Here is a 15,326-nt window from a genome sequence, read left to right on the forward strand (position 1 = left end):
CGTGCTATTCCTTATCGTATGGCTCGGGCAATGACGCTGGATAATGAGGCTTTGACTATGGGGAAGCGATAGAGCGTGCGTTGTACTTCTAGCAGGTTGGCGATCTTGAGGGTGGCAATCGCCACATCCCGATTGTGGAACGACGCAGCGTGAACCAGGCTGATATACCTCTCTTTCAGCTTGTTTTTCAGGGAGGTTGCTGTTGTCTGCTGGCTCAGGCTTTCATCGCTTTTTTTCGCCTGTTGCCAGGAGATTTCCGTCGCCACCACTTGCACATTCAGCACCTGCTTGGCCGAGATCGTGCGTCGGAGATATTCAGGCAGGGCGCCGTCCAGCGCTTCGGCTTGCAGGGCTGAAACACTCATCCCCTGACTATAGATAGGGTTTATGCTGCATAGCGCATCTCCCACAACCAAAAAGCCATCAGGCCATGACGGCATCAGGTCGTAGCGGCGTCTCAGGCTGCACGGCATCTTGAACTGATGAAACTCACTCAGCGGTTCCAGCTTGCTGACCTCATCATAGATGTCAGGCACCGGAAGCTCGGCAAGGAATCGCATAAAGTCATGCTCATTAGGCTTGGGCGATGCGCCGAACCAGCCTCCGGCGGTGACGATATATTTGTCTCCCTCAATGGGGCTGATAACGCCCATACTGCGTTTTGTCGGCAGATTGGGCGTCACGAGCAGCACTTTCCAGCCGGTCTGACGCATTGTGTCTTTTTTATAGACGCGCGACACATAGCCAAGCTGATTCTCGACCTCTTCGCGCTGAACCTCACCGTAACCTAGCTGCTTCAGCCACGCCGAAGCCTTTGAGTTTCTGCCAGAGGCATCCACCACCAGATCGGCTTCCAGCGTTTCCTCCACTTGCCCAACGCTCGCGACAAGCCCTCGAACGGTTCCGTCATCATGAATAAGGTGTTTAACCCGATAGCCACCCTTAATCTTGATATTCGGTACGCGTCTGGCCGATTGTCGCAGAACATGCTCAAGTAGCGTTCTTGAACAATAGTGCGCGGTAATACCAGTAGGCCAGCGCTGTTTCCAGCCCACGCCGGCATAGCATTTCACGCCATGAGACAGATCGATCTCTTCGGCCCCGAGGTGCAGCAGTTCGTTCTTAAAACCGGGATAGAAATTCTCGATAATCTGGACGCCGCGATTTAATAACAGGTGCACATGATGTTCCTGCGGCACCGTCCGACGCGAGCAAGGTTCATCACTAAACGTATCCAAATCGAGCAGCACAACGTCCTTGAAGTGCTTGGAAAGCGAACGGGCGACCAGACAGCCAGCGATGCTGGCGCCAATGACGATAGCCTTGCCTGTAACGTTTTTTAATGTCGTCATGACAGAACCTCCTCCGTATGCTCAGGCTGAAAGCGATTGAGTACCGCTGCGATAACCGCGATGTCAGCCTGTCGGATATCCGGGTGAACAGGTAAGGTCGTGATACTCGCCAACATCCGCTCGGCATTCGGACACGGCGTGGCTTTATCACGTAAAACGGGGTACTGGTACAATGCCTTACAGTTATACAGGGCGATGTCTGAGGGGATACCGGCACGGGACTGGTGTTCAAGTAAAGGGCTATTGTTGCCCGTCAGCGCTCGCACGATCAGTTTGGTGCCAGCGGGCTCGCCACCGGAAATGACGGGTAACAGTTCGAGATAGGGGTTGGTCAGCGACGTGCCCACTGCCTGCATGGTAGACAGACGATGCTGCACATCCTGCTCCAGTCGATTGAGACGTGCCAGCCCCAGCGCGGCCTGTAAACCGCTCAGAGAGAAATTCAATACCGGATTGTGGGATGCGGTGAAATCACCGTGCGTGAACTGTTGTGCTTTCAGCGCCAGCTCGTCATTATCAGTCAGAACTGCCCCTCCCTCGCCAGTGACCAGCGTTTTGCTGTGGTGCGTGGAAAACGTCGCCATATCGGCGTATTTCCAGAGGAATTCTCCATCTAATCTGGCCTTGTGCGCTAATGCGATATCAAGCAGGTAGTACAAACCGTTCGCACGCGCAAACGCGGCCACCCTCTTCGCATCAACCGGATATCCCCACATCGGGATATCGATAATCGCTCTGGTTTTGTCGTCGATCATGCGCCCAGCCATATCCAGATCGATAGTGAAGTCGTCCGGGCTGATATCGCAAAATACGGGTTCAAGTCTCATAAACGTGAGGGCATACACCGTACACAGGGGGCATGTCGGCGTTAACAGTACCTTGTCTCCCGGTTTGAGGCCAAAGGCAGACAACGCGACAACAAGCGAACCATATCCTGATGACGTGGCAATAGCATGCTCAGCATTAAAATGCGTTTTTAGCTGCTGTTCGTATTGGTGAACGGTCTCGGATCGTCCCCCGATGCCACTGTTCAATGCGGCCAGCACAAACGCTTCTTCGCGGATTCCGACGGGATAAAAGCTGTCTTTGATTGCGTGGGCGTCAGCCCCTGCGGTCACAGAGGGAGATAGCGACTGGCTGGCTGGGGGTTGGCTATCAGGATCAACTCGGTAGCCTGCCGCGCGATGCGCCGTATTCCTTGACATCAGCGCCTGTAAACGCAGCCGCCCGACAGCACATTGAATACCACTTATCTTGTGGTTAACGCCGACATTTATCCCATCAAGATCGGAGAATTGAGAGTAACTTTTCGCTCGGCGCCCCCATTCACGATGGCGAAAAAGCACGGCTCCCCCTTCGCCGGTGGAAATCGTGGAAAGCCCTTCTCGCAAGGACAAAAGCCCGATGTCGAACCCCTCAGCGATCTGCCGATGGCCGAGCATCGTGTCAATAGACGCGGTTAACTCAACAATCGTGACAAGTTGCCTCGCGCGGCTCATCTCAATAACGTGGGTGATGTCCTGACGATACAGAAAAGAGGAAGAAACAAGCACCGCTCTGGTTCTCTCACTGACATGCTGCTCGAACGATGCCAACTGTGCGCATTCATCGTTCACGGCCACGGGTGTCAACCCTGCATGAACCAAAGGCGACGTGACCCATACCGGGACATCCGGCCCCACGATAACCTCATCACCGGGCCGGAAATCGAGAGCACCGAGCATCACGCTGACGCCTCCGGTATCAGACGACGTCCCTACACATGCAGCAAACCCAGCCCAGTCGGCCAACTCGGATTCGAAGCACGCGACCGTGGCAAGGGAGGTCTCCATATTCCCCGCCGCCACGGCAATAACGGCATCCAGTTCACGCTTTCTGGCTTGTACAGGATCATTGAAATCGTTTGCAAAGATCGCGTCGTCCATTACCTCTTCCTTAGGCATTAAAATTGTCGTTCACGACACTGACGATGTAATCAATATCGCGATCGTTGAGCCCTTCATGGCAGGGAACGGTGAAAATGGTTTCAATGATGTGCTCCGCGTTGGGACAAGGTTCTGCATATGGCGTAAAAGCAGGCTCGCGATAAAGCGGTTTGTATTTGTATCGGGTGGTGTCGGACATCACTCCCTGAGAAAACATGCGGTTACCCTGCTCAACGCTCGCACCGTTGAGATGGTGGTAGACCATGGAATAGCCATTGATCTCCGCCCCCTGATAGCGGGGAAACTCCTGTATTGTCGGGATAGCCGACAGCGCCTGCCGAACTTTTTGCACGCGCTCACGGCGATCCGCAATTTTCCCATCGAGTTTCTTTAACTGATTAATACCCAGTGCAGCACACAGTGGTGGCAATTTGAAGTTAGTGCCGATGTCTTCACCCAAGATGTAACTGCTATTCCTGCTGGATGCTTTGAGCCCGTGGTGCTGCCACCTAAGCATCCGCTCATAGACATCCTCATCATTGGTCAGACAGAAACCTCCCTCGCCCGTGCTCATCAGCTTGCGCTCATGGGTCGAGAAACAGGAAACATCACCAAACGTCCCCAGATATTGCCCGTCAGAGGTGGTTCCAAACGCGTGAGCGCAATCTTCTATAAGTCGAATCCCTTCCGTCTTGCAAAAATCCACCACGGCGCGCATTTCAATCGGGTAACCCCACATTGGCACGACAATCAATGCCTTAATCGGCTGTTCCTGCACAAGTTTGCACAAGTGATCGAGATCCGGTGAAAAAGACAGAGGTGAGACATCGCAGAAAACAGGGACGCAGCCTGTCGTGATAATCGGCAGGATCGTCATAATCGGCGCGGTAGGCGGCAGCGCAATACGATCGCCTGGCTGCAAACCTAGCCCCCGGATCGCCAATTCAATCGCCACGGTGCCATTGCAGCACGGTAACGCTTTGGTCGTGCCAAAATAGCTGGCGAGCGCGTGTTCGTATTCCGTCAATATAGGGGATTTACCCGAAAAACTCGTGGTATTAAAAGCGGAAAGTACAGCGTCATAATCGCTTTGGTCGAAATTGATATGAAGGTTCTGATAAGTTTTTTCGGTCATAAGATCATCCCTTAATGTTAACCTAAACTTAATAATTAACTGCTAACGCATGTTTGCACTGTTCTTCGATAGCATCCATGCAGCGATAGGTTTCAATCAGCGTTGACAGAGCCGTCTTGGAATCCCTATTGCCTGACTGAATGGCATCGATGAAATCGAGAATCTCACCCGTATACCCCGCTCTCGAATACCCTGAGGACAGCGGGCTAGCAGCCCAGGTGTCACACCAGCGTTTGCGTTCACCTTTCAGATACGTTTTGTCCATATCCGCAACGCTAATCGTACTCAGTGATGTGCTCTTAATATGAAGCCGGTCATCGGCTAATACGTCTAAATCAAAAGTGAAGTGTGGCGAGGTATTACTGGTAATGAGCGTACCGTGAGCGCCACTCACAAATTCCAGCAATACGCTAAATATAATATTTCCGTCGCTGCTATTATCCGCCACCGATAATTTCTTAACCGAACCACAGAGATGTATCAGGAGATCAAGGCCGTGAATAGTCTGTGCATGCAAAAAGGATTTTAACACGCTGTTATAATCCCAGAGTACAGAGACTGGCTTATTAGCCATCTGCCGTAAACTGATCATTTGTATTTTATCGTTATAGATTTGTTTAATACGTTCAGTTACATCTGCAAAACGAAAGTTCATCCCGGAACCGGTAATCACTCCCTTGCGCTTAGCCATTTCAGCAAGGCGAATAACGTCTTCAGAACTGGCCGCAACGGGTTTTTCTAATAAGACAGGGATGCCACGTTCTATCGCATCATAGGCAATCCGATAATGCGCTGAAGGATAACAGGCCACGATGATGGCATCGAGTTTGCATTTATCCATCATTTCACAATGATTACTGAATACCTTTGCTTCATCAAATTTAAACAAGGTCGCCGCTTCAAGACACTTTGCAGGATCAGTATCACAAATCGCAGCTATTTCCACACCAAATAATGCATTACACGCGGGTATAAGATTCTCACGAGCTTGTGCACCAAATCCAACGAATCCGATTTTCATAATACCTCCATTTTTTCTCTCAGTATTAAAAGCGATGGGAGCTGCGTGTAATCTTCAAGCCTGTCAATGCTTACCCACTGTAGATTTGTCGCCTCTTGTTCATTGATAACCAGCGATACATACCTGTCAGCCTGTAGCAAAAAACGAATATCATAGTGGTAATGTTCAGGCTCTTTGGCATTGGCTGGAATGAGGTGAATATCGATATCCAATATCTCGTTAGAGACAACATTAACGTCTTCGATGCCTGTCTCTTCCTGTGTTTCTCGTAATACGGTATCGATAATATCGGCATGACCATCACAGTGGCCACCGGGTGGTAACCACATATTCAGTTTTTTATGTCTTAAAAGAAGAGTGTGTTTTCTTTCTTTATCCACAATAAAAGCTGTTCCAGTAACATGACCTTCTAATGTGGACCGTTCAAAGGGGCGAGACGTCGCATCGATAAAATATTGAAGACGTTTAGCATTCACATCATCTCTATCTGTTGTGATAGGAAACCTATAGCTGATATCAGCATTAAGTTTCAGGATTACACTTCTGCCATCTTGCACGTTTATTCCCTCAAGCGTCTTATGACATATACTCTAAATAATTCGAGTTTCAGGCAGGCAGCAAGAGAAGACATCCCAATGAGCTTACCCAAGTAAGTGATTCGGGTGACTGACAAATCTGCCAGAGGCAGGTTTGAACGCTGCTTGCAGCGGCCCCAACGGGGCGAGGTCCACGAAAGTGGGCCGAGTAACGCGGCCAACGCACATGCAACTTGAAGTATGACGAGTATAAAACGTATTATTTATCCGCGAGTTCTATAAAACCCCGCATCAGTCTTTCCATATCACTGACTACTTCGTTATTACATAAAAACTGCAAGGCACATCAGATAGATTTATTATAATTAAATTAATAATTAGACAGCTAAATTAAAAAATACATAATTCAATAAAACCAATGACATGATAAAGACGAAAACTTATTTTCTGAATTAAATAAAAAAGAAATGAATAGGATGCATATTAAATACTCAACATATCATATGACGAATATAAGATATGCTATACGCTCACTGTTACCTGATTATCAATACGTGATTAAAATATCAGAAAACAATCTATACACAATGGCGCCGCAACTTATTTTCACTATAAGAAAACATAAAAAATACTAATTTAATGATTTTTATTAACATTTTTGCAAAAAAAATTGTAACCGTTTACCCCGTACGAGCAGTACGCACGGGGCTTGCTCTTTAGCCATGTTCAATCAACATCACCGCACTCGTGTCCGCTTCCAGCGCCTCAAACAGGTGCAGGACATCCGCCGAATAGCTGATGTAATCCCCCGTGCTCAGTTCAACGGGCTGTGTGACAGGCCCGATTATGGCGCGGCCGCTGCTCAGAATCACATGCTCTATCGTTCCCGGCATATGCGGTTGCGAGATTCTGGCCTCGCCCGGCTGCACCTTAAGCCGATAGATATCACGCTGCACGCCAGCCGGACACGCAGCCAACAGCGTAGCGGCATAGTTTGCCAGCTCCGAATAGGTGGCCGCGCCTTCGTTAGCTCGGATCACCTGCACATGCTGACGAGACTGGCCAATCAACTGGCTGACCTGCACATCTAGCGCCATCGCCAGCGCCCAGAGCGTTTCCAGGCTCGGATTTCCGATCCCAGTTTCCAGCTGTGAAAGCGTTGATTTAGCTAGCCCCGCACGCTTTGCCAGCTCGGTCACTGACAGATTTAACCGCTCACGCTCGCGCCGAATAGAGACAGCCAGCCGTGCGATAGGCGTAGCGACCTGCATAACATCTTGTGCACCATTTTCCTGACTATCGCTCTTCATATCGTTCACCATAACAATCAATCGTTCGACTTGACGAACATTTGATTCGTGTTCATTATTTCGCTCTGTTGTTCATTATAAAAAATTTTGTTCGCTATAGCAGCACACTTTTCACACTGACAGACAGGAAAAAAAGATGACACCCCAGACGCGCGGCACGATAGAAATGGCTATTGCGATGATCATTTCCGGTACGGTTGGCTGGTTCGTCCTTACGGCAGAGCAGCCCCCTATGACGGTAGTTTTCTGGCGCTGCGCGTTCGGCGCATTGACGATGCTGATCGTCTGCGGGCTATTGGGCTTGTTGCGGCGGGGCATCATGAACAGGAAACAGGTTGGCCTTGCCGTACTCGGCGGCCTGGCGCTGGTGTTCAACTGGACACTGCTGTTCGGCGCTTACTCGCAAGCCTCTATTGCCGTCGCCACTGTGGTTTATCACACGCAGCCCTTTATGCTAGTGGGGCTCGGCGCGCTCTTTTTCAGGGAAGCGCTGACCTTCAACAAAGTCTGCTGGCTACTGTGCGCCTTTGGCGGCATCGTCCTGATCGTCAGCGCTCAAACCGGGGCCGACAGCGATAGTAACGGTTATCTATCTGGCGTACTGATGGCATTGGGTGCTGCGTTCTTTTATGCCATTGCAGCCGCGATAACGAAAAAGCTGTCAGGAACTCCGCCGCATGTGCTTGTGCTGATACAGCTGCTCGTTGGCGTTGTGGTTCTTGCGCCCTTCGCGGCAATACCGGCTTCTCCTACGGCTTCACAGTGGGGAATGCTTGTGGCGATTGGCGTGATCCATACCGGCCTGATGTCGACGCTCTTGTACAGCGCGATCCAGAAGATCCCGACCGCGCTGGTTGGCGCACTGTCGTTCATCTATCCCGTTATCGCGGCGCTGGTCGATTGGGCAGCCTTTGGACATCGGCTGGACATGATGCAGCTTGCCGGAGCGGTCGCGATTCTGCTGTCCGCCGCCGGAATGACGTTCGGCTGGCGCATCACGTTCTGGGGGAAAAGCAGAGCGCTTCTCCCCTGATACCACCGAATAAAACCGATTAAAGCGCTTCCAGCGCCAGCAGCTCGTCCAACGTCTGGCGACGGCGAATCAGGCGCGGTTCTCCGTTTTCAAACAGCACTTCCGGCAGCAGCGGGCGGCTATTGTAGTTAGAAGACATGGATGCGCCGTACGCACCAGTGTCATGGAATACCAGATAGTCGCCAACCTGCGCATCCGGCAGCGCGAACGTTTCCACGCCGCCGCCTGCCTGCTGGGTGAACACATCGCCGGATTCACACAGCGGACCGGCAATCACGCTGTCGCGCAGCGTGGACTGGCTGATATCACGACCATCACCCGGCAGCAGAGAAACATGGTGATAGCTGCCGTACATCGCCGGACGCATCAGATCGTTAAATCCGGCATCGACCAGCACAAAGTGGCGACTTCCCATCGATTTTATCGCCCGAACTTCCGCCACCAGCACGCCAGATTCGGCGACCAGAAAACGTCCCGGTTCGATTTCCAACGTCACCGGATGGCCGAGATGAGCAGCAATTTTCTCGCGCGCCGCGTTCCACAGCCCGTAGTAGTGTTCAGTATCAATCGCTTCTTCGCCGTGGCGATACGGAATCGACAACCCGCCGCCCGCTGAAATCGCCTCGATATCCTGACCCAGCTCAACGACCTGCTGCACCATCGCCTCACACACCTGTTCCAGATGGCCATAATCAACGCCGGAACCAATGTGCATGTGGATCCCCACCAGCTTCAACTGATAACGCTGAATGTGTGCCAGCGCCAGCGGCAAATCGCCGTACCAGATACCGTGCTTGCTGTTCTCGCCGCCTGTGTTGGTTTTCTGGCTGTGACCATGACCAAACCCTGGATTCACACGCAGCCACACCGGATGCCCCGGTGACTGCTGCCCGAGCTGTTCCAGCATATCGACTGAACCGGCGTTCACCGGAATGTTCAGTTCGGAAACGCGTTGCAGCGTCGGGCGATCCAGCAGATCGGCGGTAAACACGATCTCATGCGCGTCGGTGCCCGGTACAAACCCCGCAATCAGCGCACGCTCGATCTCACCCAGCGATACCGAATCCACTTTCACACCCTGCTCACGCATCAGGCGCAAAATATGCGTGTTGGAACACGCCTTCTGCGCGAAGCGGATCGTATCGAACTGGCGCAGTTGGGCAATGCGGTTAACGATGGTCTGCGCATCATAGGCCCAAACCGGACAACCAAAGCGGGCAGGCAGTTCACGCAGGCTTTGTGCGTTCAGAGCATGTGTTACGTCATTCAGATCGTGTGGCATAAAAAGTTACCGATTTACAGGGTTAAACGGAATTGAGAAACACTATAAAAATACCCCAACAGGTAAACAAATATCGTTTTAGGCAGACTCTATTCATTTCTGATATGGTTTATAAAAATAAATGAAGGAGGCGACATGGCGGCAGTATCCCTACGACACATCGAGATTTTCCATGCGGTCATGACCACTGGGAATCTGACAGAAGCGGCGGATCTGCTGAACACGTCGCAGCCGACCGTCAGCCGTGAGCTGGCCCGCTTCGAGAAATTGATTCAGATGACGCTGTTCGAGCGACTGCGCGGCCGGCTTTACCCCACCGCACAGGGGCTACAGCTGTTTGAAGAAGTCCAGCGCTCTTATTATGGGTTGGATCGGATCATCAACGCCGCCAGCGATATTCGCCGTTTTCAGCAGGCACAACTTTCTATTACCTGTCTGCCCGTGTTCTCACAGTCGCTGCTACCTGATGCCTGCAAACCGCTACTGGCGCGTTATCCGCTGCTTAATCTGCACATCATCCCACAAGAATCGCCGCTGCTGGAAGAATGGCTGTCAGCCCAGCGCCACGATTTAGGCCTAACGGAAAACAGCCTCACGCCAGCCGGTACCGAGCGGCAAACGCTGATGTTACTCAATGAAGTGTGCGTGCTGCCTGCCGGGCATCCGCTGGCGCAAAAAGCGGTGCTCACACCGCAGGATTTTGCCAATGAACCCTTCATCAGCCTGTCGAGCGCCGACAGCTATCGCCAGTTGCTGGACAAGCTGTTTCAGGAACAGGGCGTGTCGCGCCGGATGGTGCTGGAAACTCACAGCGCGGCATCGGTGTGTGCGATGGTGCGAGCGGGGATCGGGCTGTCGATCGTCAACCCGCTCACCGCGTTGGATTATGCTGCCTCCGGCGTGGTCGTGCGGCCTTTCAGCATCGACGTACCTTTTACGGTCAGCCTGATTCGTCCGTTGCACCGCCCTGCTTCGGCGCTGGTCGATACCGTGATTGATCAACTCAAGCAGTACGCCGCGGGCGTTCCTTCACGTCTGGAGCAGGTTTTGCAGCAGTAATACTCCGGCCTTGGTTCGGCTCACTTCATCGATTACAGCGCTAGCGCCCGCCAGCGAGGATCGTGAGCAAACCATTCCACCAGAAAATCCAGCAAGGTACGCAGCGCGGCGGGCATCTGGCGGCGCGAGGTGTAAATACCATAAATCCCCATCGCCTGCGGACGGTATTCCGGCAACAGCGCCACCAGTTGTCCGTTAGCGAGATAAGGCGCCACCGAATAGCGCGGTTGCAGGGCGATCCCCGCGCCTTCCAGCGCACCGGCCAGCAGCACCAGCGACTCATTGCCACTCAGGTTACCGCTAACGGGAATCGTAAACTTTTCATCATCGCGGGAAAAATGCCACAGGCTTTTGCCGAAATAGGTGTAGGTCAGGCAGTTATGAATCGAGAGATCGGTCAGTTGTCGTGGAATACCATGCTCATTCAAATAAGAAGGCGATGCACACAGCACCGACTCACAGCGTGAAAGCGGTCGGGCAATCAGATTGGGATCCAGTTCGTTGGTGATGCGCAGTGCCAGATCGATACGTTCCTCGACCAGATTCACCGTTCGGTTATTCATTTGCAGATCGATAGCGACCCGAGGATGCCGCCGCAGGAAAGCGGTTATCGCCATACCGAGCGCGCCCTGCGCCAGCGATTGCGAACAGCTGACGCGCAGCAAACCGCTTAACGTGGCATCGTCGGTATCGGCCTCGACGCGCATATCCGCCGTCAGCGCCAGCATCTCCCGACAGCGCGCCAGCGTTTTTTCACCGGCATCCGTCAGGCTCAGCTTGCGCGTGGTGCGGTGCAATAATCGCGCCCCCGCCCACGTTTCCATTTCTGCCAGATAGCGCGTCACCATCGCCCGAGACATATCCAGCGTGTCCGCCGCCGCAATCATGCTGCCGCGATCGATAATCGTGACAAACACTTCAGCAGCCGTAATACGATCCATAAATTAGTCCGTTTTATGCAACAAACAATTGCCCGTTTTGCGGTTTTTCGTACGATTAATGCAACATAACATGAACCCACTTTCTGTCCTACCTGTGGAGTATCACCATGTCTAAATCTATCGTTTTTACTGTTTCTTTACTCGCGGCATCAATGAGTCTGGCTTCTGCGGCTAACGCCGCCGAGTTAAACATCGACGTGTTTAATCCAGGTGAAGCCAGTATGTTCCCCGTTTCTTCTGAAATTATCAGCGGCGATAAAGAAGTCGCGCTGATCGATGCGCAATTCCAGCGTAACGATGCTCAAACGCTGGTTGATCGCATCAAAGCCACCGGAAAAAAACTGACTACCGTCTATATCAGCCATTCTGACCCTGACTACTATTTCGGTCTGGACGTGATTAAAGCCGCGTTCCCAGACGCTAAAATCGTTGCGACCCAGGCGACCATCGATGCGATCAACGCCAGCAAAGACGGCAAAGTGGCACACTGGGGCCCAATTCTGAAAGAAAATGCGCCGAAAGAGATCGTGGTTCCTCAAGCGCTGGCAGGCGATAGCTTTACCATTGATGGCAAAAAGCTGGAAGTGAAAGGTCTGAAAGGGCCAACGCCGGATCGCACGTACGTCTGGATCCCTTCGCTAAAAGCCGTGGTCGGCGGTGTTCCGGTATCTGCCAACATCCACGTCTGGCTTGCCGATACCCAAACGCCAGAATCTCGCGTGCACTGGCGTGACACGCTGAAATCCATTGAAGCGCTGAAGCCAACCACCGTCGTGCCGGGTCACTTTATCGCGCCAACGGATTACACCTTGAAAAACGTGACGTTTACGCTGCAATATCTGGATACGGTGGAAAAAGAGCTGGCAAAAGCGAAAGATTCTGCCGAACTGATCGCCGCAATGAAAAAACACTACCCGACCCTGAAAGAAGAATCGGGTCTTGAACTGAGCGCCAAAGTCCTGAAAGGTGAAATGAAGTGGCCACAGTAAGACTGCATTACATTTACGATCCGCTGTGCGGCTGGTGCTACGGCGCCGCCCCACTCGCGCTGGCCGCGCAGGAGATTGACGGGTTGGATCTGATCCTCCACGGCGGCGGTATGATGACGGGCAGCAATAGCCGCACCATCACCCCAGAGTGGCACGATTACGTAATCCCCCACGATCGTCGTATTGCGCAAATGACCGGGCAGACCTTCGGGGAAGCGTATTACGAAGGGCTACTGCGTGACACCAGCGTCGTGCTGGATTCCGCGCCGCCAACAGCTGCCGTACTCGCGGCAGAAGCGATGGCTGACAAAGGCATGGCGATGTTGCACCAGATCGAGCGGGCGCATTACGTTTCTGGGCTAAAAATCGCCGACGCCGCCGTGCTACGTCAATGTGCAGAAGCGATCGGTCTGGATGGTGAGACGTTCAGCACCGAGTTCACCATTATTCAGGCAGAAACGCTGTCAAAACACATCAGCGCTAGCCAGGAATTACTGGCAAAAGTACGTGGACAAGGCTTCCCCACGTTTGCGCTGGAAGACGCTAACGGGAATTTCCAGCAAATCCCGGCGGCAAACTACCTCGGTCAGGTAGACGCATGGCGCAAGGTGCTGACACAGATGGTCAGCCGCGCTACCGCATAATCGTCCGCATCAACCTTAATAAGGGAGCACGCCAACGGCCTGCTCCCTTTTTCGTTTCCGATACTGTCTGTATCTCGTCCCCTTAAACCGTTAAAGTATCCCCTTCTCGATAAACCAGTACGCAGCGACGTTATAAACGTTATGGTTTATTTATTGCGTCGTAACAGGCGCTTTTTATTATTAAAAATGTGAAGGATTGCACATGAAATTTATTTCATTACTTTTTGTCATCGCACTCTCATTTGTCCTGCCAACGGCACACGCCGTAGCCAGCGACGTTGAGAATAAAACGCTCGCAGAAATGCAGCAGCTAGCGAACAACGGTAATGTGGACGCACAGTTGGCGCTGGGCGACATGTACTATGACGGTGACGGCATAGAAGAAGATTACGCGCAAGCCAAAACGTGGTACATGAAAGCAGCAGAGCAAGGCAATGCCTACGCACAATTGATGCTGGGTGACATGTACTATAACGGTGACGGCGTAGAGAAAGATTATGCGCAAGCAAAAGCGTGGTACACGAAATCCGCGGAGCAAGGCAGTGCTGAAGCACAATATGAACTTGGTACCATGTATTTTGACGAAAAAGAGTCAGCTAAAGCGATCTCATGGTTTAAAAAAGCGGCCGAGCAAGGCATGCCTGACGCACATTTCGACCTGGCTGTAATGTATCTAAATGGAGTGGGCACTCCAGTAAATGCCAGAACGGCGTTTACGCATTTTAAAAACGCAGCAGAACAAAATATGCAAAAAGCACAGTTCATGACTTCAGCAATGTACGCTGACGGCATTGGTGTTAAGAAGAATGACTCTCAGGCCTATTTTTGGTTCTCGGTATTCAATCGAAACGAGAAAGATCTGGAATGGAGCTCAATCCCAGATATCCAAAAAGCCATTCAGATACACGAGAAAGGAATACAGGAAATTGAGAAAAACATGTCGCAAAGTGAGCTTCAGGAGTCTAAACGCTTACAGGATAAATTTATAAAGAGACAGCATAATAACGACTAATAACGTTTTGTTTTTGTGATGAAAAAAGAATACAGCAGGATAATTACCAAGCAATTTTAACGTAATTAAATTGCCCATTCCCCATCATTTCATCAACCAAACGGGCATCAGGCCGTTTGGTTGATTGATTTTGCTCTGGCGACACGTAACACAGTCGTATTCATATCTTTCCAAGACCAGATGCTACGAACACCTCTAGACTGATGTCCATACCCTACTCAGCTTTTACCTCCAGAGCGACTTTTTGTTGACCCAGATAAGCGTCAGAACAGGGACCTCGAAGCAGCAGCTCAAAGAGCAAAACGATGTAGAACCTTTGCTAATTTTTAATCGTTCTTTGAAAGACAAAGCGTTATTAAAGATAGGATAATAAAAATTAAAATTAGTTGGAGAGGTAAAGATGATAGAATTTAATGGTTTTAATTTAACTAATAGATTACAGGAATGTAATTCAAATACAAAAAAACAACCCAAAGGTATAAAATCCTTTCTTTTTAATTTAAAGAATGTGGGGAGCAGTAATCTTGGTAAAGCGCACACTTCCTCTCACAACGGGAATAAGCAGTTAAGCCAGACAGTAAAGTACCAAGACCAACCATGTCGGCTGCAACCAGATACAAGCTTGGAAATTAAAGGTTTTCAAGTGCCTCCTGAAATGCTTGATAAGTTAAAAATAATAATGGGAGGTTTGCCAGCCTCCTCTGAAATGAACGATAAGTTAAAAATAGTAATGAAAGGTTTGTCAGTGTCCTCTGAAATGAACGATAAGATAAAAGAGGCAACAAAAGACTTTCAATTGAATCCTGAAATGGCAAGAGCGAAATGGATTCCAGCCAAGGACAGCATCGTAGAACAGGTAAGCCAAACAAAAAGGCGCCAAGCTCAGCTACCGCGGGCAAAACCGGCTCTCCCCCCGAAGCCAAAGCTTGCAACAAGAAAAATTCAAATAAACCTTGAAATAGCAAAAATAAATATTGAACCTGTTTTTTACCCCACGCTGCATAAGACTGTTGAATCGTTCAACTGACGGTATCTTAATTCTGACTGACACCACGCTGGCGGCGTCAACTCGCTAATTGACAGGCTC

Annotated in this window: 14 protein-coding genes; 6 read left to right on the forward strand and 8 right to left on the reverse strand. The window is 51.0% G+C overall.

Annotation, left to right across the window (positions count from 1 at the left end; all coding sequences use genetic code 11):
* Positions 1 to 11: 11 nt before the first annotated feature.
* From JFY74_17520 to JFY74_17545, 6 genes are all read right to left on the reverse strand, one after another.
* Positions 12 to 1,352 (reverse strand): FAD-dependent monooxygenase, encoded by a 1,341-nt coding sequence (locus JFY74_17520; protein QQG27850.1) that lies wholly within the window; start codon positions 1,350 to 1,352, stop codon positions 12 to 14.
* The gene (locus JFY74_17525; protein ID QQG27851.1) at positions 1,349 to 3,277 is read right to left on the reverse strand and encodes a DegT/DnrJ/EryC1/StrS family aminotransferase; all 1,929 of its coding nucleotides are present in this window, start codon (positions 3,275 to 3,277) and stop codon (positions 1,349 to 1,351) included. Before JFY74_17525 ends, JFY74_17520 begins: the two co-directional genes overlap by 4 nt.
* A 10-nt stretch (positions 3,278 to 3,287) precedes the next feature.
* The gene (locus JFY74_17530) at positions 3,288 to 4,412 is read right to left on the reverse strand and encodes an aminotransferase class I/II-fold pyridoxal phosphate-dependent enzyme (GenBank protein ID QQG27852.1); all 1,125 of its coding nucleotides are present in this window, start codon (positions 4,410 to 4,412) and stop codon (positions 3,288 to 3,290) included.
* A 28-nt stretch (positions 4,413 to 4,440) separates the two neighbouring features.
* Positions 4,441 to 5,433: a Gfo/Idh/MocA family oxidoreductase gene (locus tag JFY74_17535; protein QQG27853.1), complete on the reverse strand. Its 993-nt coding sequence runs from the start codon at positions 5,431 to 5,433 to the stop codon at positions 4,441 to 4,443.
* The gene (locus JFY74_17540) at positions 5,430 to 5,990 is read right to left on the reverse strand and encodes an NUDIX hydrolase (GenBank protein ID QQG27854.1); all 561 of its coding nucleotides are present in this window, start codon (positions 5,988 to 5,990) and stop codon (positions 5,430 to 5,432) included. The genes JFY74_17535 and JFY74_17540 overlap by 4 nt, the downstream gene beginning before the upstream one ends.
* A 695-nt stretch (positions 5,991 to 6,685) precedes the next feature.
* The gene (locus JFY74_17545) at positions 6,686 to 7,240 is read right to left on the reverse strand and encodes a helix-turn-helix domain-containing protein (protein ID QQG30578.1); all 555 of its coding nucleotides are present in this window, start codon (positions 7,238 to 7,240) and stop codon (positions 6,686 to 6,688) included.
* Positions 7,241 to 7,415: 175 nt separating this feature from the next.
* Here JFY74_17545 and JFY74_17550 point away from each other — a divergent pair, with 175 nt between their 5' ends.
* Positions 7,416 to 8,312, forward strand: a complete 897-nt coding sequence (locus JFY74_17550) for an EamA family transporter (GenBank protein QQG27855.1) — start codon at positions 7,416 to 7,418, stop codon at positions 8,310 to 8,312.
* A 19-nt stretch (positions 8,313 to 8,331) separates the two neighbouring features.
* On the opposite strand, the gene lysA is transcribed toward JFY74_17550, so the two are convergent.
* Complete coding sequence (gene lysA, locus JFY74_17555; protein QQG27856.1) at positions 8,332 to 9,594, reverse strand: diaminopimelate decarboxylase; 1,263 nt, start codon at positions 9,592 to 9,594, stop codon at positions 8,332 to 8,334.
* A gap of 135 nt (positions 9,595 to 9,729) precedes the next feature.
* Between lysA and JFY74_17560 the strand changes: the two genes are divergently transcribed.
* Complete coding sequence (locus JFY74_17560; GenBank protein QQG27857.1) at positions 9,730 to 10,653, forward strand: LysR family transcriptional regulator; 924 nt, start codon at positions 9,730 to 9,732, stop codon at positions 10,651 to 10,653.
* Between the two features lie 32 nt (positions 10,654 to 10,685).
* On the opposite strand, the gene JFY74_17565 is transcribed toward JFY74_17560, so the two are convergent.
* Positions 10,686 to 11,594 (reverse strand): LysR family transcriptional regulator, encoded by a 909-nt coding sequence (locus JFY74_17565; GenBank protein ID QQG27858.1) that lies wholly within the window; start codon positions 11,592 to 11,594, stop codon positions 10,686 to 10,688.
* Between the two features lie 107 nt (positions 11,595 to 11,701).
* Between JFY74_17565 and JFY74_17570 the strand changes: the two genes are divergently transcribed.
* From JFY74_17570 to JFY74_17585, 4 genes are all read left to right on the forward strand, one after another.
* Positions 11,702 to 12,583 (forward strand): MBL fold metallo-hydrolase, encoded by an 882-nt coding sequence (locus JFY74_17570; protein QQG27859.1) that lies wholly within the window; start codon positions 11,702 to 11,704, stop codon positions 12,581 to 12,583.
* Positions 12,571 to 13,227, forward strand: coding sequence for a DsbA family protein (locus tag JFY74_17575; protein QQG27860.1), 657 nt, complete (start codon positions 12,571 to 12,573; stop codon positions 13,225 to 13,227). The genes JFY74_17570 and JFY74_17575 overlap by 13 nt, the downstream gene beginning before the upstream one ends.
* A 202-nt stretch (positions 13,228 to 13,429) precedes the next feature.
* Entirely contained in the window at positions 13,430 to 14,239 is an 810-nt protein-coding gene (locus JFY74_17580) for a sel1 repeat family protein (GenBank protein QQG27861.1), read from the forward strand.
* A gap of 400 nt (positions 14,240 to 14,639) precedes the next feature.
* Positions 14,640 to 15,266, forward strand: coding sequence for a hypothetical protein (locus tag JFY74_17585; GenBank protein QQG27862.1), 627 nt, complete (start codon positions 14,640 to 14,642; stop codon positions 15,264 to 15,266).
* The last annotated feature ends 60 nt before the right edge of the window (positions 15,267 to 15,326 follow it).

The organism is Pectobacterium carotovorum, assembly GCA_016415585.1.
Taxonomy (GTDB): domain Bacteria; phylum Pseudomonadota; class Gammaproteobacteria; order Enterobacterales; family Enterobacteriaceae; genus Pectobacterium; species Pectobacterium carotovorum_K.

Excerpts from the sequence above, each read along its gene's own strand:
- JFY74_17520 (QQG27850.1), bottom strand. The coding sequence starts at position 1,352 with ATGACGACATTAAAAAACGTTACAGGCAAGGCTATCGTCATTGGCGCC.
- JFY74_17525 (QQG27851.1), bottom strand. The coding sequence starts at position 3,277 with ATGGACGACGCGATCTTTGCAAACGATTTCAATGATCCTGTACAAGCC.
- JFY74_17530 (QQG27852.1), bottom strand. The coding sequence starts at position 4,412 with ATGACCGAAAAAACTTATCAGAACCTTCATATCAATTTCGACCAAAGC.
- JFY74_17535 (QQG27853.1), bottom strand. The coding sequence starts at position 5,433 with ATGAAAATCGGATTCGTTGGATTTGGTGCACAAGCTCGTGAGAATCTT.
- JFY74_17545 (QQG30578.1), bottom strand. The coding sequence starts at position 7,240 with ATGCAGGTCGCTACGCCTATCGCACGGCTGGCTGTCTCTATTCGGCGC.
- JFY74_17550 (QQG27855.1), top strand. The coding sequence starts at position 7,416 with ATGACACCCCAGACGCGCGGCACGATAGAAATGGCTATTGCGATGATC.
- lysA (QQG27856.1), bottom strand. The coding sequence starts at position 9,594 with ATGCCACACGATCTGAATGACGTAACACATGCTCTGAACGCACAAAGC.
- JFY74_17560 (QQG27857.1), top strand. The coding sequence starts at position 9,730 with ATGGCGGCAGTATCCCTACGACACATCGAGATTTTCCATGCGGTCATG.
- JFY74_17565 (QQG27858.1), bottom strand. The coding sequence starts at position 11,594 with ATGGATCGTATTACGGCTGCTGAAGTGTTTGTCACGATTATCGATCGC.
- JFY74_17570 (QQG27859.1), top strand. The coding sequence starts at position 11,702 with ATGTCTAAATCTATCGTTTTTACTGTTTCTTTACTCGCGGCATCAATG.
- JFY74_17580 (QQG27861.1), top strand. The coding sequence starts at position 13,430 with ATGAAATTTATTTCATTACTTTTTGTCATCGCACTCTCATTTGTCCTG.
- JFY74_17585 (QQG27862.1), top strand. The coding sequence starts at position 14,640 with ATGATAGAATTTAATGGTTTTAATTTAACTAATAGATTACAGGAATGT.